Consider the following 24,562-nt stretch of genomic DNA (forward strand, 5'->3'; position numbering starts at 1 on the left):
TTCAGATGAGCCAGAACGTTTACCAGTTTATCGACCTGCAGCGTGTTGATCCGCCAAAGAAACCGCTGAAGATCCGTAAAATTGAATTTGTTGAAATCTATGAGCCGTTTTCAGAAGGCCAGGCCAAAGCACAGGCAGACCGCTGCCTGTCCTGCGGTAACCCTTACTGCGAATGGAAATGTCCGGTCCATAACTACATTCCGAACTGGCTGAAGCTGGCCAACGAAGGGCGTATTTTTGAAGCCGCCGAGCTGTCTCACCAGACCAACACCCTGCCGGAAGTGTGCGGCCGCGTGTGTCCTCAGGATCGCCTGTGCGAAGGCTCCTGTACGCTGAACGACGAGTTTGGCGCGGTGACCATCGGCAACATTGAACGCTATATCAACGATAAAGCGTTCGAGATGGGCTGGCGTCCGGATATGACCGGCGTGCGTCAAACCGACAAGCGCGTGGCGATCGTCGGCGCGGGTCCGGCAGGCCTGGCCTGTGCGGACGTGCTGACACGCAACGGCGTGAAGGCGGTGGTTTTTGACCGTCACCCGGAAATCGGCGGTCTGCTGACCTTCGGTATCCCGGCCTTCAAGCTTGAAAAAGAGGTGATGACCCGCCGCCGTGAAATCTTCACCGGCATGGGCATTGAGTTCAAACTCAACACCGAAGTGGGCCGCGACGTGCAGCTCGACGATCTGCTGAAGGATTACGACGCCGTGTTCCTGGGCGTGGGTACCTATCAGTCCATGCGCGGTGGTCTGGAGAACGAAGATGCGCCAGGCGTTTACGACGCGCTGCCGTTCCTGATTGCTAACACCAAACAGCTGATGGGCTACGGCGAAACTGCCGACGAGCCGTTTGTCAGCATGGAAGGTAAACGCGTTGTCGTGCTGGGCGGTGGTGATACCGCGATGGACTGCGTGCGTACGTCCATTCGTCAGAACGCAGCGCACGTCATCTGTGCTTACCGTCGTGACGAAGAGAACATGCCGGGCTCTAAGCGCGAAGTGAAAAACGCGCGTGAAGAGGGCGTGGAGTTCCAGTTCAACATCCAGCCTCTGGGCATTGAAGTGAACGCCAACGGTAAGGTAAGCGGCGTGAAGATGGCGCGTACGGAGATGGGTGCGCCGGATGCGAAAGGCCGTCGTCGTGCGGAGATTGTGGCTGGCTCTGAGCACGTGATCCCGGCCGACGCCGTGGTGATGGCGTTTGGTTTCCGCCCTCACAGCATGGAGTGGCTGGCGAAGCACAGCGTAGAGCTGGACTCACAGGGCCGCGTGATTGCGCCGGAAGGCAGCGACCACGCCTTCCAGACCAGCAACCCGAAAATCTTCGCCGGTGGCGATATCGTTCGCGGTTCAGACCTGGTGGTTACCGCGATTGCCGAAGGACGTAAAGCGGCTGACGGGATCATGAACTTCCTGGAAGTGTAAGCCCCTCTGACTCCCCGGCAGAAGCATAAAGCGGAACGCCGGGGAGCCTGTTTTCAGTAACCTCCCCTTCAGTTAACGATACCCATTTCCCCACAAATGCAGCGTAAACCCCGGACGTAAACGTTTGCATTGTCGAAAAAAATGGATATTATGCGGCGGATTTTTTGGCCAAAATTCAAGGAGGCGTTGTGTCGCAAGATAACAATTATAGCCAGGGCCCCGTCCCTCTGACGGCGCGGAAAGGCGTGGTTCCACTCACTTTTGTGATGTTAGGGTTAACGTTTTTTTCCGCCAGTATGTGGACCGGAGGCACGCTCGGTACCGGTCTTTCCTATAATGATTTCTTCCTCGCAGTTCTCTTCGGCAATCTCCTCCTCGGTATTTACACTGCTTTTCTTGGCTACATTGGCGCAAAAACCGGCCTCTCAACCCATCTTCTTGCGCGTTACTCGTTCGGTATAAAAGGTTCCTGGCTTCCCTCCATGCTTTTAGGCGGTACGCAGGTAGGATGGTTTGGCGTCGGCGTAGCGATGTTTGCCATCCCGGTGAGTAAAGCCACGGGCATCGACGTGAACATCCTGATTGCGGTTTCCGGCCTGCTGATGACGTTAACCATTTTTTTTGGCATCTCGGCACTGACGATTTTATCCATCATCGCCGTACCCGCTATCGTCATCCTGGGTAGCTATTCCGTCTGGCTGGCGGTGGACGGCGTGGGAGGGTTGGATCACCTCAAATCCATTGTGCCGCAGACGCCGCTCAACTTTTCCAGCGCGCTGGCGCTGGTTGTAGGTTCGTTTATCAGCGCAGGCACGCTGACCGCCGACTTCGTCCGCTTTGGCCGCAATGCTAAAGGTGCCGTTCTGGTAGCGATGGTGGCATTTTTCCTTGGCAACTCGCTGATGTTTATCTTCGGTGCGGCAGGCGCTGCTGCCGTAGGACAGGCCGATATTTCTGACGTGATGATCGCCCAGGGACTGCTGCTGCCGGCGATTGTCGTTCTCGGCCTGAATATCTGGACCACCAATGACAACGCGCTGTACGCCTCTGGTCTGGGTTTCGCCAATATTACTGGCCTTTCCAGCCGTACGCTGTCGGTGGTGAATGGCATTATCGGTACGCTGTGCGCGCTGTGGCTATACAACAACTTCGTTGGCTGGCTGACCTTTCTGTCGGCAGCGATTCCGCCGATTGGCGGGGTGATTATCGCCGACTACCTGATTAATCGCCGCCGCTATGCCAGCTTCGACCACGCAAAATTTGTGTCCGTTAACTGGATTGCCATTTTCTCGGTCGCCCTGGGCGTTGCTGCCGGGCACTACATTCCGGGAATTGTCCCCGTTAACGCAGTATTGGGTGGCGTCTTCAGCTATTTGGTGTTAAACCCATTCGCCAAACGTACCCTTGCCAATCCTTCGGAGGCTTCCCATGCAGAATAATTCCCTCACTATCCGTCAGGCCCGTTTGCAGGGGCAGGAGGGTTTATGGCAGATCACGATTGAGGACGGACGCTTCAGCCGTATCGATCCTCAGGAAACCGCCTCTGCGCCAGTCGGTCAGGTGCTGGACGCCGAATGCGGGCTGGTTATCCCTCCTTTCATCGAACCGCATATCCATCTGGATACAACGCAAACGGCGGGTGAACCGAGCTGGAACCAGTCAGGCACCCTTTTCGAAGGCATCGAGCGCTGGGCCGAACGTAAGGCGATGCTCACCCACGAAGACGTTAAAGCTCGCGCGATGCAAACCCTGAAGTGGCAGATCGCCAACGGCATTCAGTACGTACGTACTCACGTTGACGTCTCGGACCCTACCCTTACGGCACTGAAAGCCATGCTGGAGGTGAAGCAGGAAGTCGCCCCGTGGGTCGATATGCAAATTGTGGCATTCCCGCAGGAAGGCATTCTTTCTTATCCGAACGGTGAAGCACTGCTTGAGGAAGCAGTGCGTTTAGGGGCGGATGTCATCGGCGCAATCCCGCACTTTGAATTTACGCGTGAATATGGCGTGGAGTCGCTGCATAAAACGTTTTCCCTGGCCAGAAAGTACGACCGCCTGATCGATGTCCACTGTGACGAAATTGATGATGAACAATCGCGCTTCGTTGAAACCGTTGCAGCCCTGGCACATCGTGACGGAATGGGTTCGCGCGTGACCGCCAGCCATACCACGGCGATGCACTCCTATAATGGCGCGTATACGTCCCGGCTGTTCCGCCTGTTAAAAATGTCAGACATTAACTTCGTGGCAAACCCGCTGGTTAACACGCATTTGCAGGGCCGTTTCGATACCTATCCCAAACGCCGCGGCATTACACGCGTCAAAGAAATGCTGGAAGCGGAGATCAACGTCTGCTTCGGTCATGACGACGTTTTCGATCCGTGGTATCCGCTGGGAACCGCGAATATGCTTCAGGTTCTGCATATGGGACTGCACGTTTGCCAACTGATGGGTTACGGGCAAATAAACGATGGGCTTAACCTGATCACTACCCACAGCGCGAAAACGCTTAATTTGCAGGACTATGGCGTGCGCGTTGGGAATTCAGCAAACCTGGTGATCCTCCCGGCAGAGAATGGGTTTGATGCCGTTCGTCGCCAGACGCCGGCACGATACTCTGTTCGCCACGGCAAGGTGATTGCCGAGACGGTGCCCAGCCAGACAACCTTGCACCTGACGCAGCCGGAAGCGGTGACGTTTAAGCGCTAATTCTGGGTTGGAAACCGCGTGGTAAACGTCATCGCGTACATAAAGATATCCTCACGGCGGAGCTAACGCCCTGCCGCTTTTTCCAGCGGATTAACTTTTGCTTTTGGCTAAAGCGCTTTTATCGCCGCCAAACGGGACGGCTCCGCTGAGAGGTTTACCGTCGATGGCGTCGTGGGTTCGAATCGCCTCCGGCCGCAGCCAGTGCTGAACGCGGGACGGCATATCCAGTCCAATCAGCAGGATCACCACAAAGGTCAGGCCGAAGGAGAGCGATCCCAGGGCTGTGCCCAGCGCCATATTCTGCGACAGCAGCGCGCCAATCACCGGGGCGATCGCCCCGCCCAGCGCCCCGACGTTATAGGTAAAGCCCAGACCCGCCGCACGCTGGTCGGTGTCGAAATAACCGCCGATGAGTTTCGGTAAGATCCCCGAGATCCCCTGCCCTAGCATCTGCTGGAAAAAGAGCAGCAGGCCCAGCACCCAGACATTTGCGCCACCGATCGCAAAGACGGGAACGATCAGCAGCTGTGAGGCCAGCAGGCTACAGACGTAGGCCTTCCGAGTGCCCAACCAGTCGCCGAGAAAACCACCCACGCAGCAGCCTACAGCCGCGCCGAAGCCGCTAAAGAACAGCACCTTCGCCACCGTTGACGGATCATAGGCCAGATCGGTTTTCAGATACGTGGGTAATAGCGCCTGAATCGGCCAGGAGTAGAGGAAAGCGAAGAGCACGACAACCATCAGCGTGACGCCCGTAGGCCAGCGTTTACCGCTGCTTTGCACCATAAAGCTGATAAACACAATGGCGCACAGCAGGCCGAGAATAACCACCAGCCCGGCGTTGTTGAGTTCGCCGGCAAAGCAGAACCACAGCGCCGTGCCGGCAAACAGCGTCATCGCCATATTGATCAAGCGGTATTTGCCGCGATAAAGAATATCAACCATTGTACGTACCGGCGCCTGACCTTCGTGCTTCGCTTTCCAGTCTTCAGCCTCCGGAATATTTTTCCGCAGCCACAAGGCAAAGACGATGGGCAGGATGCCGATAAAGAACAGCGCTCGCCAGCCCCAGACGGGCACGACAAGGCTGTAGACCTGGGCCGCAACCACGGCACCGATGGAGAAGCCAGAAATCAGAAAACCACTCGCCTTATTGCGCAGGTGTTTCGGCCAGCTTTCGATGACGTAGGTTGCGCTGGAGCCGTATTCCCCCGCCATCCCCATACCAATCACCATGCGGGCGATAAACAGGGTGACGTAACCCGGCGCAAAACCGCAGGCCAGCGTACCGCAGGAGAAGAGTACGATGCTGGTTATCATTGCCAGCTTGCGGCCATAGCGGTCGCCCATGGCGCCCAGCAGCAGGCCGCCGAACCAGCGCGAAATAAAGGCCGCCGAAATGAGGCTCGCCGCTTCCACGGTCGTGAGGCCAAATTCACTTTTAATTTCTGTCAGGACTAAGGCAATCAGGACAAAATCGAAGCCATCAAGCAGATATCCCAGCCAGGCGGCAGAGAAGGCGCGCCACTGAGGGCGGCTTAGATGACGGTACCACGGGATGCTTTGGGTAGACTTACTCATTTCACTCTCCCGACGATTTCTCTGTCGTTTTACCGGATGGCGGCTGCGCCTTATCCGGCAGTGCGTTAGCATTTTTCCGCCATTAACTGCTCCGCAAGCGCCTTCAGCGCCGGCACGAATTTCTCGTCTACAGGGGCAAACGGTTTACGGCACAGCGGCACGGACACCACGTCCATGTAGTGCAGAACCGTTTTCAGACCACGGAAGACCCCGGTTTTGATCAGCAGGTCGATGACCTTGTTGCATTCGCTTTGCAGGCGCTGTGCGGTGGCGTTATCCCCCTCACGAACCGCGTTGGCGATAGCCCGGTAGCGCCAGCCCATAATGTTGTAGGTGCTGCCGATCCCCCCGTCCGCGCCGGCCAGCAGGCCGGAGGCAAAGATTTCGTCATAGCCGTTGTAGAGCACCAGATCCGGATGCTCACGGCGGATCTGCTCCATCTGGAAGAGATCGCCGGAGGTTTGTTTTAACGCGCCGACGCCGGGCAGCGTCACCAGAGTGTTGATCTGATCCAGGCTTAGCTTCACGCCGCTTAACGCCGGGATGTTGTAGACCACCATCGGCAGACCATCCGCCGAATCAATAATTGCACGGTAGTGATCGCAATGTTCTTCAAAGCTAAAGGGGTAATAAAACGGCGTGACGGCGGACACGGCGTCAAAGCCCAGGCGGGCAGCGGCGGTGGCCAGCTGCTGGCTTTCCGCAGTGCTCACGCAGCCAACGTGGGCAATAAGCGTGATTTTTCCTTTCGCCTCCTCCGCCACGATCTCCATCACCTGCTCGCGTTCAGAAAGGCTTTGGACAAAGGCTTCCCCCGTTGAACCGCCGACATAAAGCCCGTCGATGCCCTGCGCAATATTGAATTGCACCAGACGGCGCAGGCTCTCCTTATCCAGCGCCTGCTGTTGGGTAAACGGAGTCAGAAGTGCGGCCATTACGCCGCGAAGTTGCGTTGCCATAGATACCTCAATCATTCGTGTATTTGTTATAACGATATACCTTTATACCTGTTATACCAGATCAATTGAGCAGCAGTAGAATACAGAACGCTTATATTGCGATCTGCTTCACTAAAGGATCGTTACTTTTTAGCTTTTGAATGCTGGCCGAAGGCGTGCCAGGTAGCGGAAACGCTGTTGAGGTGAGTTTGCAACGCCCGATCGGCTTCATCGGGATCGCGGCGGCGGATCGCGTCAACGATCGCGATATGCTGGCGATAGCTGGCTGCGTTATGTTGATAAAGCTCTGCATCCGGCACTTTAGGACGCGCCGCGATTAGCCAGTCGAGCAGCGCAACGTGGATCGCGTTGAAGATTGGGTTGCCGGGGATCTCCGCCAGCACGCGGTGAAAATCGACGTCGGATCGAATGAACAGCGCGTTGTCATCCAGGGACTGGCTGTTGATCTCCAGCGCTTTCGTCAGCCGCGCAATCTGATCGTCCGTGGCGTACTCTGCGGCATAACGCACGAGGCTGGATTCAAAGAACAGACGGAGCTGCTCAAAATGGGCAATACCACCGGGCTGGGTCAGAAAATCTTTCGCCATCCCCGACAGCTCGCTGATGATGGTATCGGCAGACGGCAGGGTGACGCGGGCGCGTTCACCGTTGTTAATCTGTACCAGACCTTTACGCTTCAGCGCCGCCAGCGCTTCGCGCACCGAGGGGCGGCCCACGTTGAAGAATGCCATCAGCTCGCGCTCGGAGGGCAGTTGCTCTCCCTGGGCAAATTCCTTCCGGCGGATCATCTGCTCCAGCTCTTCTTCCACCATATCCGACAGCTTTTTGCGCGTCAGCGGTCGGCGACGCAGGCTGCGGCCAAGGGTTTCATCTGAGTTTTCAGCGTTACGATCGGTCGGTTTCATTGCAGTCCGGTGCCATTGAAGGAAAACGCTGCATCATAACACAGGAAATTAGAGGGGGCGAAAATGGGCAGAAAGCAAAACAGGCCCGTCGGGCCTGTTTGTTTATTTCACAACGCGCAGTGCGGGACGACCACCGCGCGGTGGCGGTTCATCATCGGGACCCTCGTCGTCGTCCTGACGATCGGGCTTGTCACCATCAATCACAGACATTACCGGGTCGCTTTCGCGTTCATCGGATGCCTCATCGTCATTCAGGCTGGCAACCTCTTCATCATACGCCGCTTCCGGCTCGAACATGGTGCCTGCACCGTTTTCACGGGCGTAGATAGCCAGAACCGCAGCCAGCGGAACGGAAACCTGACGCGGCACGCCGCCGAAACGCGCATTAAAGCGCACTTCGTCGTTTGCCAGCTCCAGGTTACCCACTGCACGTGGCGCAATATTCAGTACAATCTGTCCGTCGCGTGCGTATTCCATTGGAACCTGCACGCCCGGCAACGTCACATCCACAACCAGGTGCGGCGTGAGCTGGTTATCCAGCAGCCATTCATAGAAGGCGCGCAGCAGATACGGACGGCGTGGGGTAAGTTGTGACATTTCCACAGTCATTAGCCTCGGCCGAGACGCATTTCACGTTCCGGTTCAGTTAAAGATGCCAGGAAAGAGTCGCGCTCAAATACGCGAGTCATATAGCCTTTCAGCTCTTTTGCGCCAGGGCCGCTGAACTCAACGCCCAGAATTGGCAGACGCCACAGCAGCGGGGCCAGATAGCAATCCACCAGGCTGAACTCGTCGCTCAGGAAGAACGGTTTCTGACCAAACACAGGGGCAATTGCCAGCAGCTCTTCACGCAGTTGCTTACGCGCAGCGTCGGCTTCAGAAGCGGAGCCGCTGGTAATGACGTTCATCAGCGAGTACCAGTCTTTTTCGATACGCTGCATGTACAGGCGGCTTTCACCACGCGCAACAGGGTAAACAGGCATCAGCGGCGGATGCGGGAAACGCTCATCCAGATATTCCATAATGATACGGGATTCCCACAGGGTCAGCTCGCGATCCACCAGCGTCGGTACGCTTTGGCTCGGGTTGAGATCGATCAGATCCTGAGGCGGGTTATCCTTTTCCACATGCTCGATCTCAAAACTGACACCCTTCTCGGCCAGCACGATACGAACCTGATGGCTATAAATGTCAGTAGGACCAGAAAACAGCGTCATTACCGAACGTTTGTTGGCAGCGACAGCCATGAAAACCTCCAGGTATATTCAGAATTTTTACTGCTACCGGCCCAACGGGGCCAGCCAGATGAAGTATCGCCCATCCCAGAGAAGACACATTGTTCAAGAATCGAACAAAAATCGAGTATTCACCGATATTTGGGCAGAAAATTGGATGATAGTTTACCAGATTTTGATGGCTTTGTGGTGAGGGGATGCCGGAAATGTGGAAAAAGAGAAGATATATGAAATGTTACTGTGGATAACCTGCGCATTATCCATAAAAAAAACCCGCCGAAGCGGGTTTTTCGCCAATCGTTCTGCGTAAGCAGAATGGATTAACGTTTGGAGAACTGTGGACGACGACGTGCTTTACGCAGACCCACTTTCTTACGTTCAACCTGACGCGCGTCACGAGTAACGAAGCCAGCTTTACGCAGTTCAGAACGCAGGGATTCGTCGTACTCCATCAGAGCGCGGGTGATACCGTGACGGATCGCACCTGCCTGACCGGAGATACCACCACCTTTAACGGTGATGTACAGATCCAGTTTTTCTACCATATCAACCAGTTCCAGCGGCTGGCGAACTACCATGCGGGCAGTTTCGCGACCGAAGTACTGTTCCAGAGAACGCTGGTTGATTACGATTTTACCACTGCCCGGTTTGATGAAAACGCGAGCTGCGGAACTTTTGCGGCGACCAGTGCCGTAGTATTGATTTTCAGCCATTGCCTATAATCCCGATTAGATGTCAAGAACTTGCGGTTGCTGTGCCGCGTGGTTGTGCTCGTTGCCTGCGTAAACTTTCAGTTTACGGAACATAGCACGACCCAGCGGGCCTTTTGGCAGCATGCCTTTAACCGCGATTTCAATCACACGCTCAGGACGGCGGGCAATCATCTCTTCAAAGGTCGCTTCTTTGATACCACCGATGTGGCCGGTGTGGTGGTAGTACACTTTGTCAGTACGCTTGTTGCCGGTAACAGCAACTTTGTCAGCGTTCAGAACGATGATGTAATCACCGGTATCAACGTGCGGAGTGTATTCCGCTTTATGCTTACCGCGCAGGCGACGAGCCAGTTCAGTAGCCAGACGGCCCAGAGTTTTACCGGTCGCGTCAACAACATACCAGTCGCGCTGTACGGTTTCTGGTTTAGCTGTAAAAGTTTTCATTAAAAGCTTACCCAAATAATAAGTTACACGTTGGTGAACACCCAAACGTTTAGTCAGTTGAGGTTCACACGACAAAGTCCGGCAAACCTACCCCTTCGAATAGCACATGCCGACACATAGAAAGTTTCGGGAAAAAAACCTTCTCGTAACGTGGGGTCGCAAGATTATAGAGAAGTTGAGGTCAAAGATCGACCCTTAAATGTGATTTGGAATGGGTTTTTCGGGGGGCGCGTTTGTGCGGTCTGGTGCCCTCACTCCCAGCCCCTCTCCCCGTGGGAGAGAGGAGCATTGATTAGGGCATATGCTCACGCTTGAGATACTCTTCGCTCTGCATCTCTTGCAGGCGCGAGAGGCAGCGCTGGAACTCAAACTTCAGCCGCTCGCCCTGGTAGATCTCATATAAAGGCACCTCGGCGCTGACGACAAGCTTGACGTGGCGCTCGTAAAACTCGTCCACCAGCGCAATGAAGCGCCGCGCTTCGCTCTCCATCAGCCGCGTCATCACCGGCACATCCAGCATCATCACGGTGTGGAACAGGCGCGAAAGCGCAATATAGTCATGCTGGCTGCGGGCATCCACGCATAGCGTCGCAAAAGAGACCGCCAGCGTCTGGTTTTCTACGCCAAGGGTAGGTAACGGGCGATGGTTAATCTCTAGCGTCGGTGCGTTTTCGCGTTTTGCGCCCGCCAGCGCCAGCCAGAGTTTATCCATCTCGCGAGCGGTATCGGCGTTTAACGGCGAAAGCCACAGGTGCGCCTGCGTTAACGTGCGCAGACGATAATCGACACCGGCATCGACATTCATGATGTCGCAATGCTGTTTGATAGCATCAATGGCCGGCAGGAAACGCGCCCGCTGCAGGCCGTTGCGATAGAGTTCATCCGGCGGGATATTCGACGTGGCAACGAGCGTGATCCCGCGGGCAAACAGCGCTTTCATCAGCCCGCCTAACAGCATGGCGTCGGTAATGTCAGAAACAAAAAACTCATCGAAGCAGAGCACGTCCGTTTCCGCCTTGAACCTGTCAGCCACAATCTCCAGCGGATCGCTTTTGCCCTGCAGCGCTGTCAGCTCTTCATGCACCCGCAGCATAAAGCGATGGAAGTGGAGGCGCTGTTTACGCTCCCCCGGCAGGCTGAGATAAAACAGATCCATCAGCCAGGTTTTTCCGCGACCGACGCCGCCCCACATATATAAACCGCGCACCGGAGCCTGAGCCTGCGGCGCTTTTTTGCCGAGCAGTCGGCCAAACGCCGCTTTGAGCCCACCACTCTGTTCTACTTCAGCAGGTTTTGCCGTGAGCGCCTGATAAATCATCTCCAGACGGTTTACCGCCTCACGTTGAACGTCATCAGGCTGATGAGTACCCTCATTCAGGGCCAGTTGATATCGCGATGCAGGGGACAGGATTTGCATAATCTTATTGTTATTCCTTCAATTAATGCTCATCAGCAGGCGTGACTGATGAAAAAAAGGCCGTTCTACACTACGCGATGATACGTCAGGATTCCACTTCTGCGGAAATAGCGGTTATAGTGGCATTATCAGGCACAGGCAGGAGCCGAGCCAACACCCTACGGAACAACAAGACAACGGGAGAAGTTCATGACCTGGGAATATGCGCTAATCGGTTTAGTCGTCGGCATCGTGATCGGTGCTGTGGCCATGCGTTTCGGTAACCGCAAATTGCGTCAGCAGCAGTCACTGCAGTACGAACTGGAAAAGAATAAAGCAGAGCTGGAAGAGTATCGCGAAGAGCTGGTCAGCCACTTTGCCCGTAGCGCCGAGCTGCTGGACAACATGGCGACCGACTACCGTCAGCTGTATCAGCATATGGCGAAAAGCTCCAGCAGCCTGCTGCCGGAAATGACCGCGGAGACTAACCCGTTCCGCAACCGTCTGGCCGACTCAGAAGCGGGTAACGATCAGGCTCCGGTTCAGATGCCACGCGACTACTCTGACGGCGCGTCCGGCCTGCTGCGCGGTGGCGCAAAACGCGATTAATCGCACAACATAAATATATTTTACGGGCGCATCTCTTGCGCCCGTCCTTTCTTCCCGTCCCCAGCTATTATTTAGTCAAACACCTCATTGTTCAGCGGTATAAAATTCAATAACATCATCATGATTTTGGGCCGTTCTTCTTTCATTCCAGGATACGAGAGTCAGCATCAATGAAGAAAAAAAACCAGCTGTTGAGCGCTATAGCGTTAAGTGTCGGGTTATCTCTCTCGGCGTCCTTCCCTGCCGGTGCGGCGCTGCCTTCGCAGGTGCCGGGACAGGCAGCCACTCCCAGCCTCGCGCCAATGCTGGAAAAAGTGTTGCCCGCGGTCGTGAGCGTTCAGGTAGAAGGCACGGCGGTTCAAAGCCAGCGCGTACCGGAAGAACTGAAAAAATATTTTGGCGATGAGTCCCCCAACCAGCAGGCTCAGCCTTTTGAAGGCCTGGGCTCTGGCGTCATCATTGATGCGGCTAAAGGCTATATTCTGACCAACAATCATGTCATCAGCCAGGCCGATAAAATCAGCGTCCAGCTGAACGATGGTCGTGAATTTGATGCCAAACTGATTGGCGGCGATGATCAGAGCGACATCGCGCTATTGCAGGTGCAGAACCCGAGCAACCTGACCCAGATTGCCATTGCGGATTCCGACAAGCTGCGCGTCGGTGATTTTGCCGTCGCCGTGGGCAACCCCTTTGGTTTAGGTCAAACCGCCACCTCCGGCATAGTCTCGGCGCTGGGACGCAGTGGCCTGAATCTGGAAGGTCTGGAAAACTTCATCCAGACCGATGCCTCAATCAACCGGGGCAACTCCGGCGGGGCATTACTCAACCTTAACGGCGAGCTGATTGGCATTAACACGGCAATTCTGGCTCCGGGCGGCGGCAGCATTGGGATTGGCTTTGCGATCCCGAGCAATATGGCTAAAACGCTGGCGCAGCAGCTAATCCAGTTCGGCGAAGTCAAACGTGGACTGCTGGGTATTAAAGGCATGGAGATGAGCGCGGATATCGCGAAAGCGTTCAATATCAACGTGCAGCGCGGTGCGTTTGTCAGTGAAGTGCTGCCAAACTCCGGCTCGGCAAAGGCAGGCATCAAATCGGGTGATGTGATCGTCAGCCTTAACGACAAGCCGCTGAGCAGCTTTGCTGAACTGCGTTCGCGTATCGCCACTACCGAACCGGGGGCCAAAGTGAAGCTGGGCCTGATCCGTGACGGTAAGCCGCTGAATGTCGAAGTGACGCTGGATAAAAGCACCTCGTCCTCTGCCAGCGCGGAGCTTATCGCCCCGGCGCTGCAAGGGGCAACGCTAAGCGATGGGCAGCTGAAAGACGGTACGAAAGGCATTCGCCTGGACACCGTCGAGAAGAGCAGCCCTGCCGCGCAGGCCGGATTGCATCAGGAAGATGTCATCATTGGCGTGAACCGCAATCGCGTGCAGTCCATTGCCGAACTGCGCAAGGTGCTGGAGAGCAAACCGGCGGTCATTGCCCTGCAGGTCATGCGTGGCAATGAGTCTATCTACATTCTGTTGCGCTAAGCATTTGCGATCCCGGACATCACCGCTGCGTGTGATGTCCGGATAACTCATGTTATGCTGCAAATCGTTCCTTTTTTCACGACACGCGCATCATGCTTTTAAAGCTCTTACGTTCCATTGTCATCGGTTTGATTGTCGCTGGCCTGCTGCTGCTGGCGATGCCGTCTTTGCGTCAGTTTAATAAGCTGTCTGCCCCCCAGTTCGACAGCACGGATGAAACGCCGGCGACCTATAACCAGGCCGTTCGCCGTGCCGCCCCTGCCGTGGTTAACGTTTATAACCGCGGCCTCAACAGCTCAGCACATAACCAGCTTGAGATCCGCACCCTTGGCTCCGGGGTGATTATGGACGAGCGCGGCTACATTATTACGAACAAACACGTGATCAACGATGCCGACCAGATCATCGTCGCCCTGCAGGATGGCCGCGTGTTTGAGGCGTTGCTTGTGGGTTCAGACAGCCTGACCGATCTGGCCGTGCTGAAGATTAACGCCACGGGCGGATTGCCGGTCATTCCGATCAACCGTAAACGTACGCCGCACATCGGCGATGTGGTGCTGGCGATCGGTAACCCGTACAACCTGGGCCAGACCATCACGCAGGGAATTATCAGCGCGACCGGTCGAATCGGCCTCAACCCGTCAGGACGGCAGAACTTCCTGCAAACGGATGCGTCAATCAACCACGGCAACTCCGGCGGCGCGCTGGTCAACTCGCTGGGCGAATTGATGGGCATCAACACCCTCTCGTTCGATAAAAGCAACGACGGCGAGACGCCGGAAGGGATCGGCTTTGCTATTCCGTTCCAGCTGGCGACCAAGATTATGGATAAGCTGATCCGCGACGGACGCGTGATCCGCGGCTATATCGGTATCGGCGGGCGCGAAATTGCGCCAATGCATACTCAGGGCGGCGGTATCGATCAGATTCAGGGCATCGTCGTCAACGAGGTGGCACCGGGTGGCCCGGCGGCTAACGCGGGCATTCAGGTTAATGATGTCATCGTGTCGGTCAACGGCTCGCCGGCAGTCTCTGCCCTGGAGACGATGGACCAGGTGGCCGAAATTCGCCCTGGCTCGATCATCCCTGTGGAAATCATGCGCAACGATAAGAAAATGACGCTGCACGTGACGATTCAGGAATATCCGGCAACAAATTAGCCCCATAAAAAAACCGAAGCGCTTACTGGCTTCGGTTTTTTTGCCGGGTAGCGCTAACGCTTACCCGGCCTACGGGAGACACTTCGTTTTACTTGTTAACGAACTCTTCACCCAGAGTGATATCTTTCTTCAGCGTGTCCAGCATGCCTTCCATCGCGTTTTGCTCAAACGCGCTCAGCGTACCGATAGGCTTACGCTCTTCAATACCGTTTTTGCCCAGCAGCAGCGGCTGAGAGAAGAAGCGGGCATGTTCGCCGTCGCCTTCAACGTAAGCACATTCAACAACGCCTTTCTCGCCCTGCAGGGCGCGAACCAGTGACAGACCGAAACGTGCAGCCGCCTGGCCCATAGACAGGGTTGCAGAACCGCCACCCGCCTTCGCTTCCACCACTTCGGTGCCCGCGTTCTGGATTCGTTTGGTCAGGTCAGCCACTTCCTGCTCGGTGAAGCTCACGCCCGGGATCTGGGACAGCAGAGGCAGAATAGTCACGCCAGAGTGGCCGCCGATAACCGGCACTTCCACTTCTGTTGGCTGTTTGCCTTTCAGCTCAGCAACGAAGGTGTTGGAACGGATGATATCCAGCGTGGTCACGCCGAACAGTTTGTTTTTGTCGTACACACCCGCTTTCTTCAGCACTTCGGCTGCGATAGCAACGGTGGTGTTCACCGGGTTAGTGATGATACCGATGCATGCTTTCGGGCACACTTCAGCGATCTGCTGCACCAGGTTTTTCACGATGCCCGCGTTGACGTTGAACAGGTCTGAACGATCCATGCCTGGCTTACGCGCCACGCCTGCAGAAATCAGGACCACGTCAGCACCCTGCAGCGCAGGACGCGCATCTTCACCGGAGAAGCCTTTGATTTTTACAGCGGTCGGGATGTGGCTCAGGTCAACCGCCACGCCTGGGGTTACCGGAGCAATATCGTACAGGGAGAGTTCTGAGCCTGAAGGCAGTTGGGTTTTCAGTAGTAGGGCAAGCGCCTGGCCGATACCACCAGCAGCGCCGAGGACTGCGACTTTCATCCTAAACTCCTTATTATGGTTAACTTAAGTATCTGTAAATCCGTTGCCGCGACCTTAAATCAGCATGTCTTTAATTACAATTTTCGAAGCTAAAGAATTTGAGGTCACACGACTTTATCTCTCACCAGAAAGCTATCTGACGACAGATGGCAACGAATTAAGAGGTGGTTACAATACACCCTGCCACGCCACCAAAACAACATCATTTTGATAACATTTAATTTACTTTTAAGCTTATTTGCGCGGCGTGACCCAGGCATGTTTTCTGATAACGAAATCTGATAAAATCACTCCCTTTCATAACATTATTTCAGCCTGCCGTTGAGCAGATAATTTGCATAAAAATTCATCCACATGCATAATAATGTTGTTTCTTTCGTCATATTCCGGGTGACTTATGCGAAGCTCGTCTAAGCAAGAAGAATTGGTAAAAGCGTTTAAGGCGCTACTTAAAGAAGAGAAATTCAGTTCTCAGGGAGAAATTGTTCAGGCGCTGCAGGAACAAGGCTTCGATAACATCAACCAGTCGAAAGTCTCCCGCATGTTAACCAAGTTTGGCGCGGTGCGTACCCGCAACGCCAAGATGGAGATGGTCTATTGCCTGCCGGCTGAACTTGGCGTGCCGACCACCTCCAGCCCGCTCAAGAATTTGGTTCTTGATATCGACTATAACGACGCCGTTGTGGTCATCCACACAAGCCCGGGTGCCGCGCAGCTGATTGCCCGCATGCTGGACTCGTTAGGTAAAACAGAGGGTATTCTCGGCACCATTGCCGGTGATGACACCATCTTTACCACCCCGGCTAGCGGTTTCTCCGTGAAGGATCTCCACGAAGCGATTCTGGTTCTGTTCGAACAGGAACTGTAATGCGCCCTCCCCCGTAGCGCCGCTGCGGGGATCATTCTGCTCTCGCATCATTTCCCCCTTTATTTCACTGCCCTTGCTTTGACGATTAGTGCTTTTTACCACTCATTAACATTCATCCAGTGAATAGCAATCCCGTAAATCGCACAAAAAATCAAAAAGCATTATCCCTATGATTTTCTTATAAATACCAGCAAAAATTGCTCATAAAACACCCAGCATTATGCAATTAGGTTATAAAAAAAAGCGTGTTTAACACGTAATAACAAGGGAAACCATTAGTCTGGTATTAATTTTTTACGTTATTAGTGTATACTTGATTTTGTGATGAGGGTCACGAAACAAGACCCCACTAAAAAATTCGACGAGGTAAGAATCATGAAAATCAAAACTACTGTAGCGGCGCTGAGCGTCCTGTCTGTCCTGTCCTTCGGTGCTTTCGCGGCTGACGCTATTAATGCTGACCAGGCGCAATCCCGTGAGGCAATCGGTACGGTTTCTGTCGGCGCTGTTGGCACGTCTCCAATGGACATGCATGAGATGCTGAACAAAAAAGCGGAAGAAAAAGGTGCGTCATCCTATCGCATTATCGAAGCGCGTTCCGGTGACCACTGGCACGCCACCGCCGAGCTGTACAAATAAGTTTAAGTAATCACTGAAGACATAACTCTCCACTCAACGGCACCAGGCATAAAAATAGCAGTTCAACCCTTCTCGCCGTTGAGCAAAAACCTGTTCAGGAGTAAAGACTATGAAAACCAAATTGATCATCGCAACCCTGGGTCTGGCATCCGCTCTCTCTTTCGGCGCAAGCGCAGCCGTACAGCAAGTGAATGCCGATCAGGCACAAAATCTGCAGCCAATGGGCAGCGTCTCCGTGACGTCAGTCACCGGCTCCCCGATGGACATTCGTCAGGAACTTGCCGCCAAAGCTGAAAAAGCAGGCGCCAGCAGCTATCGCGTCACCGAACTGAATCAAGGTGACCACTGGCACGCCACGGCTGAACTGTATAAATAAACCCTCGTCGTATCTCATCATACGACTTGCCCCTGGCCTCGTGGTCAGGGGCTTTTTTCATTTAATGCCGCGCGTTAAAGCGAAGCTGTCCTTCAAGCTCTTCCTCCGCTTCATCGAAGAGTAATATCAGCGCGCCGAAACGTCTGCGCAGCTTATCGGGCAGATGGATAAACTCAATCTCCAGCGGTAGCGGCAGCATGCTGCCGGTGACCACGTCCCACAGCGTATCCAGATTGGTCACGCTTTCCCGTTCAAGATCAAACGCCCGGATAAATTCCCGATAAAAGTCTTCCTGACTGTCGATTTCGTCAAAATCAAAAGTATAGGTTTTCATTGCCAGCCACCCAGTCCAGGCGGGCGGCAGATGCCGCCCAGTCTATTATAATCCCCCGATATGCAGGGTTTTAACTTCCAGATACTCTTCCAGCCCCAGCACGGATCCCTCACGTCCAAGACCGGACTCTTTTACGCCGCCGAAAGGCCCCAGCTCGGTGGAAACGGCGCACTCGTTAATGCCAATCATCCCGCTCTCGATGGCCTGTGAAACGCGGAAAACCCGGGAAAGGTTCTGGGTGTAGAAGTAAGCTGCCAGCCCGTAAGGCGTGTTATTCGCACGCTGGATGACTTCATCTTCCGAGGTGAAGCGGAAACACGCCGCAACCGGACCAAACGTCTCTTCTTCTGCCAGCTTCATGCCTTCGTGACAGTCGCCCAGCACGGTTGGCATCCAGAAATTACCGCCCAGCGGATGGGGTTTGCCGCCCGCCAGCACGGTCGCCCCTCGTGTGACAGCATCTTCAACATGCTCACGGACCTTGTCGACCGCGGCGGATTCAATCAGCGGCCCGACGACGACGCCGTCCTCAAGGCCATTCCCCACCTTAAGGGCATTAACCGCATCTGCGAGCTTATTCACAAACTTGTCGTAGACGGTTTCCTGAATGTAGAAGCGGTTCACGCTGACGCAGACCTGCCCGGCATTGCGGAATTTATTGGCGATCGCGCCTTTTACCGCAGCCTCGATGTCGGCATCCTCAAAGACGATATACGGAGCATTTCCCCCCAGCTCCATCGAGACTTTTTTCATGGTTTCTGCGGCGTTGCGCACCAGCGTTTTGCCGACGGAGGTCGAACCGGTAAAGGAGATTTTACGCACGTCGTGGCTTGCCATGATCGCATCGCTGATTTCATGGGTATTTCCGGCCACCGCGTTGAGCACACCGTCGGGCACGCCCGCCTGTTTTGCCAGCGTCAGCAGCGCAAAGGCGCTGAGCGGCGTGTTATTGGCCGGTTTGATGACACCGGTACACCCGGCTGCCAGCGCCGGGCCTAGCTTGCGGGTGAGCATCGCCATCGGGAAGTTCCACGGCGTGATGGCCGCGACGACGCCGATGGGTTCACGGGTCGCCAGAATGCGCGAGCCGGGCTTGATTGGCGGAATAATTTCACCGTTCGCGCGCTTGGCCTCTTCGGCAAACCACTGGATAAAGCTGGCGGCATACTCCACTTCCCCTTCCGCCTCTTTCAGGGGCTTGCCCTGCTCGGTGGTCATTAACCGCCCGAGCCAGCTTTTATTTTCAATAATCAGTTCGTACCAGCGGTACAGAATCGCCGAACGCTCTTTCGCGGTTTTGGCACGCCATGCCGGGAAGGCTTTGGTGGCCGCTGCGATCGCTTCTTCGGTTTGCGCTTTACCCGCTTTCGCAACTTTAGCGATGACCTCACCGGTCGCGGGGTTCAGCACATCAAACGTTGTGTCCAGCGTTTTCCAGATGCCGTCGACCAGATAGCCGGTCTGAAAAAGGGTGTTGTCCTGAAGCGCCTGAGTCGTCATGTGTCCTCCCTTCCTGAATGTAAGTACGTGCTGGAATAAGTATAGCCACAAAAAAACCGGCGCTTTTGGCGTCGGTTTTTTTACTTCAGTCAGTTATCCGTGAGGGCATTCTGGTAGCGATGCAGCATAAACACCAGCCGCCCTACCGGCTCGGTCACCTGTGGAGGCGCTTGCCAGTGCTTGAGCTTTTCCTGATAAATATCCAGTTCTTCAAGCAGTTGGGTAAAGTAACGACGGCGTTTGTCGTCACTGCTGGCGGAAAGCACATGGTCGGCGGTACGACGCAGCTGACGGTGGAAGGCCGAGAGATCGTCGTTAATCGGCACCGGCGCGTTGCGCAGACGCTGGTGCGCGATGATCATGGTTAACGCCAGGCGGAACTTCGCTATGTCGCCCGGGAACTTGTTCAGCAGTAAAAACAGCTGCTGGTAGAGCGCGGGCAGGTGGTTCTCTTTACGACGCGCGGTATTGGTAGTCATCGACGACACGGCAGCCGATACAAACTGGTTCAGCAATACGCGCCCCGTCCGCGCCTGCGAGTTATCCCGAACCAGCAGAATCACCATCATCGCCAGGAAGCAGCCCACCAGCTGACCCAGCGCGCTGTCGAGGAACTGGCTGAAGTGGAAGGTCATCGGGTTATCCAGCACGATGATGTTAATCGTACTCGCCAGCGCCCCCAGCGATCCCAGGCGGCGCTTTTGCACTTCAATGCCGATAAAGAACGCCATCACCGCCAGGCTAATACAGAGCAGCAGCATGCTCTGTTGCGTCGACGGGATGATGACCAGGAAATAGAGCGCGCCTATCGGCAGCGCGGCGATGGTGCCGTAGAGGAAATCAATGGCGACCATGCGCGGGTTAGGCAGACGCATCGCCAGTGCGGTCACGACGGCAATCATCACCATCGCGCCGCTGCCAGACGTCCAGCCCGTCCACAGCCAGAACAGCGTGCCGAGCATACAGGCAAGCGTGGTACGCCAGAAGTTGACCATCGCGTGATGGCGCTCGGCAGACTCCGCCTTGATCACCACTTCGCCCTGGAGCACCTCTTCTTCCGCCGCGCTGATTTTGGTGTTACCGATCACGCCGCGCTTAAGCAGCAGATAGCGCGTTGCGGCTCCAACCCAGGTGTAGATCGTCACCGGCGTCTCGCGCTCCCCGGTCCAGGCAATCACCCGGCGCATGCGCTTAAGTTGCTTATGCACGTCCTGCACGGTCTCTACCGGCTCGGCAAACAGTTCGCGGAACGTATCGGTGACCGCTTCCGGGCGGGTGTTCTGGATAAGATAGGTTTCGCACGCCTGGGTAATCAGCGTTAAGGAGACGGTATTCAGGGCTTTAAGGCGACGATTCGCCCGCGCCCAGCGAGACGACTCCATATTGAGGTTGCTGCGCATCCCTTCCAGCGCCTGCGTACGACGAACCAGCCCGCTCCAGGCTTTATCCACCTCTTCGCTGTCGCCGTGTTTAATGCACAGCTGCATCAGCTGGTACTGGGCAACGATCAGCGCGTCCAGCTCGCGATCCACCTCTTGCTTGATCGAGCGCGGGGAGAAAAGCAGGTCAGCCACGATCGCGCAGACAATACCAATCACAATCTCGCTGCAGCGCTCCACGGCAAACTGCGGCGCGAGCAGCGGTTCGCTTTGGATGGTGATGACAATGATCAGCGCGGTATAGCCCGCCAGCCCCCAGGCGTAGGAGTTCTCCACTTTTACCAGAGACGAGACCCAGGTGCAGAAGCCTGCCCAGATGCAGCACACCATTAGCATCAGCAGCGGCGTGCGGATCATCAGAATAATAATGGTCAGCGCCGCGAAACAGCCGATAAACGTCCCGATGATACGTAGCATCCCGCGATAGCGGATCGCACCAGAGTAGGGTTCTCCACCCGCGGCGAAGGCAGGGCCCGCCGCGACAATCGCGGCGGTCAGCACCGCCCAGCGAGGGGTTTCAAGCTGGAAGTGGAAGCCAACGAACAGCGCCAGCACGATGGCGCACGCCAGCTTCACGGCGAAGCGAATGTGCTGGCTGGCGATGGAAAAGATACCCATGGCGATTAACCAAACTCGCGCAGGCGATGGGCAATTTTACGGAAGAGGGAGTCCTGGCTGGCATCCCGATCTTTTTCTCCGGTGATCACCACCGTCGCCGTGGTACCCGCTGGCCACAGGTTGCCCTGCTGCTCATCCAGATGAATACGTACCGGCACGCGTTGCGCCAGACGCACCCACTCCAGGTTAGAATCCACCGTCGCCATCCCTTTGGCATCGTTAGAGCTGCTGGAGTTGGTTACCCCTGCGGCGACGCTGTCGACGGTACCTTTAAAGACGCGGTTGCTGCCAAGCGGCGTGACTTCTGCGCGATAACCCGGACGAACGCCCTCCAGCTTGGTCTCTTCCATATAGGCGAGCACGTAGAAGGAGTTCTGTTTAACCAGCGCCACGGCGGTTGAGCCACGGGTGATAAACTCCCCGGCATAGACGTTCAGGTTGGTCACCCAGCCATCGGCCGGCGCGCGGATCACGGTACGCTCCAGGTCGAGCTTCGCCAGATCGCGCGTTGCCTGCGCTTTCGCTAACTGGTGCAGCACGGTTTGCAGCACGTTGTTGGACTGGTCAATCTCTTCGCGGGACATGGCCTGAACGCCCAGCTGGTTACGACGGCCTGCCTCACGGCGTTTCTCTGCGGCCAGCGCCTGGTAATAGGCCACGTCTGCTTCTGCTTCCTCCAGCGCCTTCTGGTAACGAGGCTGGTCGATGGTGAACAGGACCTGATCTTTCTTCACCAGCTGGTTATCGTGAACGTTAACCGCCGTGATAAGGCCGGCCACGTCGGGGGCAATTGCCACCACATCGGCGCTAAAGCGCGCGTCACGCGTCCACGGTGATTCGGTGTAATAAACCCAGGCGCGAAAAATAGCGATGAACGCGAGGATAACCAGCGCCATGGTAATGGCGGTGCGGGAGATTTTTCTTGTTAGCGTTTTCACATCAACCTCAGACAAACATGCGCGATATCAGGTAAAACAGGCAGCAATACAGCGCGGTATTGAACAATGCAGGGTGCCAGACGAAATCGTAGATCCCAGTCGGGACCAGCACCTTGCGCACCAGCCAGAAGATCGCCAGTGATAAAAGAAGCTCGAAAAATATCGGTGGGAACGACAGACCGAACACCACGATAACGGGAAACAGACTCATGTTGACCTTGATAAGAGAGAGTGCAGGCTTCAGAATTTTTTAGCGCACGCCATCGCAGGAGAGCTAGAAACGCAGGGCGAGAATGGCGCAGCCGTTATGTAATTAATAATATATTAACGTAACTGTTATGCTGTTATCTATCATATGTGATCTAAATCACTTTTAAGCCAGAGTGAACAATGGAACGTTTAAAACGCATGTCCGTCTTCGCCAAAGTGGTTGAACTCGGCTCATTTACCGCCGCTGCGCGCCAGCTTCAGATGAGCGTCTCATCCATCAGCCAGACGGTGTCCAAACTGGAAGATGAGCTTCAGGTTAAGCTACTCAACCGCAGCACCCGCAGCATCGGGTTGACGGAAGCCGGTAAAATTTACTATCAGGGCTGTCGCCGCATGCTGCATGAAGTGCAGGATGTTCACGAACAACTCTATGCCTTTAACAACACGCCCATCGGCACGCTGCGTATAGGGTGTTCTTCAACTATGGCACAAAATGTTCTCGCTGCCATGACGGCGGACATGCTGAAAGAGTACCCTGGGCTTACCGTCAATCTGGTGACGGGCATCCCTGCCCCAGACCTGATCGCCGATGGATTAGACGTGGTGATCCGCGTTGGTGCGTTGCAGGACTCCAGCCTGTTCTCACGTCGCCTCGGAAGCATGCCGATGGTGGTCTGTGCCTCGAAGAGCTATCTGGCGCAGTACGGTGTGCCCGAGAAACCTGCCGATCTCGCTAACCACTCCTGGCTGGAGTACAGCGTCCGCCCCGATAATGAATTTGAGCTGATTGCTCCGGAAGGGATCTCCACCAGGCTGCTGCCGGAAGGCCGGTTCGTCACCAACGATCCGATGACCATTTCGCGCTGGCTGGTGGCCGGCGCCGGGATCGCCTACGTGCCGCTGATGTGGGTGATCAATGAGATCAACAGCGGCGTGCTGGAGATCCTCTTCCCGCGCTATCAGTCCGATCCACGCCCGGTCTACGCCCTGTATACCGAGAAGGACAAGCTGCCCCTCAAAGTACAGGTGTGTATTAACTATCTGACCGACTATTTTGTCGACGTAGCAGAGCTGTTTCAGGGAATGCGCGGAAGAAGAAAGGAATAAGTAATTAATTTCTGAAATATCCGCGCCATTAATATTTCAGGATGAAGCCGGCCTTCATCCAGGGATATTCTTTAGTTTCTATCAGGAATAGCGAATTGACACTGCCGCCGCCTGCCCTTTACCTTATAAACAGTCTGGCATTCAGACTGTTATTATTTTGTTGCTGATTTGAATAATAAAATGTATTCCGCAGGATGACGTTAAACAAGGAAACGAAATGAATCTATTTGAACAAACACCGCCGTCACGCAGGCGCTACGGACTCGCCGCGTTCATTGGCTTAATTGCAGGAATTGTCTCCGCGTTTGTCAAATGGGGAGCCGAGGTACCACTCCCGCCACGCAGTCCCACCGATTTATTTACCGGCGCATGCGGCCCTGAGCAATTAATAAGAGCCGCAGGCCAAATTGATTGCTCCCGCAATTTTTTAAATCCACCCTATGTTTTTTTACGCGACTGGCTGGGCGTAGTTGATCCTAACGCAGCAGTTTATACCTTTGCCGGACATATATTTAACTGGGTCGGCGTAACGCATATTATTTTCTCAATCGTCTTCGCGGTTGGGTATTGTGTCGTTGCTGAAGTCTTCCCGAAAATTAAACTCTGGCAGGGTTTGCTGGCGGGTGCATTGGCACAGCTTTTTGTTCACATGCTCTCCTTCCCGCTGATGGGGCTGACGCCACCGCTGCTTGATCTGCCCTGGTATGAACACGTGTCAGAGATCGTGGGTCATCTGGTCTGGTTCTGGTCGATCGAAATCATTCGACGTGACTTGCGTAACCGCATTACTCACGAGCCGGATCCGGAGATCCCGCTGGGTAACTTACGTTAAA

General features: G+C 55.1%; 25 protein-coding genes. 11 read left to right on the top strand and 14 right to left on the bottom strand.

Annotated elements, in window-relative coordinates:
- The first annotated feature begins 5 nt into the window (after window positions 1–5).
- The 3 genes from gltD to ACMGGH_RS02895 all read left to right on the top strand — a co-directional run bounded on the left by gltD (window position 6) and on the right by ACMGGH_RS02895 (window position 4,133).
- The gene (gene gltD / locus ACMGGH_RS02885; protein ID WP_232949054.1) at window positions 6–1,424 is read left to right on the top strand and encodes a glutamate synthase subunit GltD; all 1,419 of its coding nucleotides are present in this window, start codon (window positions 6–8) and stop codon (window positions 1,422–1,424) included.
- 188 nt (window positions 1,425–1,612) lie between these two features.
- Window positions 1,613–2,863, top strand: a complete 1,251-nt coding sequence (codB, locus tag ACMGGH_RS02890) for a cytosine permease (protein WP_045260458.1) — start codon at window positions 1,613–1,615, stop codon at window positions 2,861–2,863.
- Window positions 2,853–4,133, top strand: coding sequence for a cytosine deaminase (locus ACMGGH_RS02895; RefSeq protein WP_192987540.1), 1,281 nt, complete (start codon window positions 2,853–2,855; stop codon window positions 4,131–4,133). The genes codB and ACMGGH_RS02895 overlap by 11 nt, the downstream gene beginning before the upstream one ends.
- A 90-nt stretch (window positions 4,134–4,223) precedes the next feature.
- Here ACMGGH_RS02895 and ACMGGH_RS02900 read toward each other — a convergent pair whose 3' ends face one another.
- The 8 genes from ACMGGH_RS02900 to zapE all read right to left on the bottom strand — a co-directional run bounded on the left by ACMGGH_RS02900 (window position 4,224) and on the right by zapE (window position 11,387).
- On the bottom strand, window positions 4,224–5,714 hold the full coding sequence (locus ACMGGH_RS02900) for an MFS transporter (protein ID WP_420299064.1): 1,491 nt from the start codon (window positions 5,712–5,714) through the stop codon (window positions 4,224–4,226).
- A gap of 65 nt (window positions 5,715–5,779) precedes the next feature.
- A complete protein-coding gene (nanA, locus tag ACMGGH_RS02905) occupies window positions 5,780–6,673 on the bottom strand; it encodes an N-acetylneuraminate lyase (RefSeq protein WP_420299065.1) in 894 nt (297 codons plus the stop codon).
- A gap of 122 nt (window positions 6,674–6,795) precedes the next feature.
- A complete protein-coding gene (gene nanR / locus ACMGGH_RS02910; protein ID WP_045260455.1) occupies window positions 6,796–7,578 on the bottom strand; it encodes a transcriptional regulator NanR in 783 nt (260 codons plus the stop codon).
- A 102-nt stretch (window positions 7,579–7,680) separates the two neighbouring features.
- A complete protein-coding gene (gene sspB / locus ACMGGH_RS02915) occupies window positions 7,681–8,181 on the bottom strand; it encodes a ClpXP protease specificity-enhancing factor (RefSeq protein WP_028014588.1) in 501 nt (166 codons plus the stop codon).
- Between the two features lie 5 nt (window positions 8,182–8,186).
- Window positions 8,187–8,825, bottom strand: a complete 639-nt coding sequence (sspA, locus tag ACMGGH_RS02920; RefSeq protein WP_028014589.1) for a stringent starvation protein SspA — start codon at window positions 8,823–8,825, stop codon at window positions 8,187–8,189.
- 308 nt (window positions 8,826–9,133) lie between these two features.
- On the bottom strand, window positions 9,134–9,526 hold the full coding sequence (rpsI, locus tag ACMGGH_RS02925) for a 30S ribosomal protein S9 (RefSeq protein ID WP_003860436.1): 393 nt from the start codon (window positions 9,524–9,526) through the stop codon (window positions 9,134–9,136).
- Window positions 9,527–9,541: 15 nt separating this feature from the next.
- Window positions 9,542–9,970 (bottom strand): 50S ribosomal protein L13, encoded by a 429-nt coding sequence (gene rplM / locus ACMGGH_RS02930; protein ID WP_006178824.1) that lies wholly within the window; start codon window positions 9,968–9,970, stop codon window positions 9,542–9,544.
- Between the two features lie 292 nt (window positions 9,971–10,262).
- Window positions 10,263–11,387: a cell division protein ZapE gene (zapE, locus tag ACMGGH_RS02935; protein ID WP_041907841.1), complete on the bottom strand. Its 1,125-nt coding sequence runs from the start codon at window positions 11,385–11,387 to the stop codon at window positions 10,263–10,265.
- A 189-nt stretch (window positions 11,388–11,576) separates the two neighbouring features.
- Here zapE and zapG point away from each other — a divergent pair, with 189 nt between their 5' ends.
- From zapG to degS, 3 genes are all read left to right on the top strand, one after another.
- Complete coding sequence (gene zapG / locus ACMGGH_RS02940) at window positions 11,577–11,975, top strand: Z-ring associated protein ZapG (RefSeq protein ID WP_010436126.1); 399 nt, start codon at window positions 11,577–11,579, stop codon at window positions 11,973–11,975.
- Between the two features lie 170 nt (window positions 11,976–12,145).
- Window positions 12,146–13,513: a serine endoprotease DegQ gene (degQ, locus tag ACMGGH_RS02945; protein WP_041907839.1), complete on the top strand. Its 1,368-nt coding sequence runs from the start codon at window positions 12,146–12,148 to the stop codon at window positions 13,511–13,513.
- Between the two features lie 92 nt (window positions 13,514–13,605).
- Window positions 13,606–14,673 (top strand): outer membrane-stress sensor serine endopeptidase DegS, encoded by a 1,068-nt coding sequence (gene degS, locus ACMGGH_RS02950; protein ID WP_232949051.1) that lies wholly within the window; start codon window positions 13,606–13,608, stop codon window positions 14,671–14,673.
- An 88-nt stretch (window positions 14,674–14,761) separates the two neighbouring features.
- Here degS and mdh read toward each other — a convergent pair whose 3' ends face one another.
- On the bottom strand, window positions 14,762–15,700 hold the full coding sequence (gene mdh, locus ACMGGH_RS02955) for a malate dehydrogenase (RefSeq protein WP_028014594.1): 939 nt from the start codon (window positions 15,698–15,700) through the stop codon (window positions 14,762–14,764).
- Window positions 15,701–16,097: 397 nt separating this feature from the next.
- On the opposite strand from mdh, the gene argR reads away from it, so the two are divergent.
- From argR to yhcN (ACMGGH_RS02970), 3 genes are all read left to right on the top strand, one after another.
- On the top strand, window positions 16,098–16,568 hold the full coding sequence (argR, locus tag ACMGGH_RS02960) for a transcriptional regulator ArgR (protein ID WP_008502836.1): 471 nt from the start codon (window positions 16,098–16,100) through the stop codon (window positions 16,566–16,568).
- A gap of 375 nt (window positions 16,569–16,943) precedes the next feature.
- The gene (gene yhcN / locus ACMGGH_RS02965; protein ID WP_014885423.1) at window positions 16,944–17,207 is read left to right on the top strand and encodes a peroxide/acid stress response protein YhcN; all 264 of its coding nucleotides are present in this window, start codon (window positions 16,944–16,946) and stop codon (window positions 17,205–17,207) included.
- Window positions 17,208–17,316: 109 nt separating this feature from the next.
- Window positions 17,317–17,583, top strand: a complete 267-nt coding sequence (yhcN, locus tag ACMGGH_RS02970; RefSeq protein WP_028014595.1) for a peroxide/acid stress response protein YhcN — start codon at window positions 17,317–17,319, stop codon at window positions 17,581–17,583.
- Window positions 17,584–17,644: 61 nt separating this feature from the next.
- On the opposite strand, the gene ACMGGH_RS02975 is transcribed toward yhcN (ACMGGH_RS02970), so the two are convergent.
- The 5 genes from ACMGGH_RS02975 to aaeX form a co-directional block, all read right to left on the bottom strand.
- Window positions 17,645–17,917 carry a barstar family protein gene (locus ACMGGH_RS02975; protein WP_028014596.1) on the bottom strand — a complete coding sequence of 91 codons (273 nt, stop codon included), beginning with the start codon at window positions 17,915–17,917 and terminating at the stop codon, window positions 17,645–17,647.
- Window positions 17,918–17,962: 45 nt separating this feature from the next.
- Window positions 17,963–19,417 carry an NAD-dependent succinate-semialdehyde dehydrogenase gene (locus tag ACMGGH_RS02980; protein ID WP_028014597.1) on the bottom strand — a complete coding sequence of 485 codons (1,455 nt, stop codon included), beginning with the start codon at window positions 19,415–19,417 and terminating at the stop codon, window positions 17,963–17,965.
- Window positions 19,418–19,506: 89 nt separating this feature from the next.
- The gene (aaeB, locus tag ACMGGH_RS02985; RefSeq protein ID WP_047364742.1) at window positions 19,507–21,474 is read right to left on the bottom strand and encodes a p-hydroxybenzoic acid efflux pump subunit AaeB; all 1,968 of its coding nucleotides are present in this window, start codon (window positions 21,472–21,474) and stop codon (window positions 19,507–19,509) included.
- 5 nt (window positions 21,475–21,479) lie between these two features.
- Window positions 21,480–22,412, bottom strand: a complete 933-nt coding sequence (gene aaeA, locus ACMGGH_RS02990; protein WP_028014599.1) for a p-hydroxybenzoic acid efflux pump subunit AaeA — start codon at window positions 22,410–22,412, stop codon at window positions 21,480–21,482.
- A gap of 7 nt (window positions 22,413–22,419) precedes the next feature.
- Window positions 22,420–22,623 carry a p-hydroxybenzoic acid efflux pump operon protein AaeX gene (aaeX, locus tag ACMGGH_RS02995; RefSeq protein WP_003860416.1) on the bottom strand — a complete coding sequence of 68 codons (204 nt, stop codon included), beginning with the start codon at window positions 22,621–22,623 and terminating at the stop codon, window positions 22,420–22,422.
- A 179-nt stretch (window positions 22,624–22,802) separates the two neighbouring features.
- Between aaeX and aaeR the strand changes: the two genes are divergently transcribed.
- Window positions 22,803–23,729: an HTH-type transcriptional activator AaeR gene (gene aaeR, locus ACMGGH_RS03000; RefSeq protein ID WP_028014600.1), complete on the top strand. Its 927-nt coding sequence runs from the start codon at window positions 22,803–22,805 to the stop codon at window positions 23,727–23,729.
- Between the two features lie 217 nt (window positions 23,730–23,946).
- A complete protein-coding gene (locus ACMGGH_RS03005; RefSeq protein WP_232949050.1) occupies window positions 23,947–24,561 on the top strand; it encodes a YagU family protein in 615 nt (204 codons plus the stop codon).
- Window position 24,562 lies beyond the last annotated feature (1 nt).

It is taken from the genome of Enterobacter sp. BNK-16 (genome assembly GCF_048684955.1).
Taxonomy (GTDB): Bacteria; Pseudomonadota; Gammaproteobacteria; order Enterobacterales; family Enterobacteriaceae; genus Enterobacter; species Enterobacter bugandensis.

Coding starts and splice junctions, on each gene's coding strand:
- gltD (WP_232949054.1), top strand. CDS start 6: ATGAGCCAGAACGTTTACCAGTTTATCGACCTGCAGCGTGTTGATCCG.
- ACMGGH_RS02895 (WP_192987540.1), top strand. CDS start 2,853: ATGCAGAATAATTCCCTCACTATCCGTCAGGCCCGTTTGCAGGGGCAG.
- ACMGGH_RS02900 (WP_420299064.1), bottom strand. CDS start 5,714: ATGAGTAAGTCTACCCAAAGCATCCCGTGGTACCGTCATCTAAGCCGC.
- nanA (WP_420299065.1), bottom strand. CDS start 6,673: ATGGCAACGCAACTTCGCGGCGTAATGGCCGCACTTCTGACTCCGTTT.
- nanR (WP_045260455.1), bottom strand. CDS start 7,578: ATGAAACCGACCGATCGTAACGCTGAAAACTCAGATGAAACCCTTGGC.
- sspA (WP_028014589.1), bottom strand. CDS start 8,825: ATGGCTGTCGCTGCCAACAAACGTTCGGTAATGACGCTGTTTTCTGGT.
- rpsI (WP_003860436.1), bottom strand. CDS start 9,526: ATGGCTGAAAATCAATACTACGGCACTGGTCGCCGCAAAAGTTCCGCA.
- rplM (WP_006178824.1), bottom strand. CDS start 9,970: ATGAAAACTTTTACAGCTAAACCAGAAACCGTACAGCGCGACTGGTAT.
- zapE (WP_041907841.1), bottom strand. CDS start 11,387: ATGCAAATCCTGTCCCCTGCATCGCGATATCAACTGGCCCTGAATGAG.
- zapG (WP_010436126.1), top strand. CDS start 11,577: ATGACCTGGGAATATGCGCTAATCGGTTTAGTCGTCGGCATCGTGATC.
- degQ (WP_041907839.1), top strand. CDS start 12,146: ATGAAGAAAAAAAACCAGCTGTTGAGCGCTATAGCGTTAAGTGTCGGG.
- degS (WP_232949051.1), top strand. CDS start 13,606: ATGCTTTTAAAGCTCTTACGTTCCATTGTCATCGGTTTGATTGTCGCT.
- mdh (WP_028014594.1), bottom strand. CDS start 15,700: ATGAAAGTCGCAGTCCTCGGCGCTGCTGGTGGTATCGGCCAGGCGCTT.
- argR (WP_008502836.1), top strand. CDS start 16,098: ATGCGAAGCTCGTCTAAGCAAGAAGAATTGGTAAAAGCGTTTAAGGCG.
- yhcN (WP_014885423.1), top strand. CDS start 16,944: ATGAAAATCAAAACTACTGTAGCGGCGCTGAGCGTCCTGTCTGTCCTG.
- yhcN (WP_028014595.1), top strand. CDS start 17,317: ATGAAAACCAAATTGATCATCGCAACCCTGGGTCTGGCATCCGCTCTC.
- ACMGGH_RS02975 (WP_028014596.1), bottom strand. CDS start 17,917: ATGAAAACCTATACTTTTGATTTTGACGAAATCGACAGTCAGGAAGAC.
- ACMGGH_RS02980 (WP_028014597.1), bottom strand. CDS start 19,417: ATGACGACTCAGGCGCTTCAGGACAACACCCTTTTTCAGACCGGCTAT.
- aaeB (WP_047364742.1), bottom strand. CDS start 21,474: ATGGGTATCTTTTCCATCGCCAGCCAGCACATTCGCTTCGCCGTGAAG.
- aaeX (WP_003860416.1), bottom strand. CDS start 22,623: ATGAGTCTGTTTCCCGTTATCGTGGTGTTCGGTCTGTCGTTCCCACCG.
- aaeR (WP_028014600.1), top strand. CDS start 22,803: ATGGAACGTTTAAAACGCATGTCCGTCTTCGCCAAAGTGGTTGAACTC.
- ACMGGH_RS03005 (WP_232949050.1), top strand. CDS start 23,947: ATGAATCTATTTGAACAAACACCGCCGTCACGCAGGCGCTACGGACTC.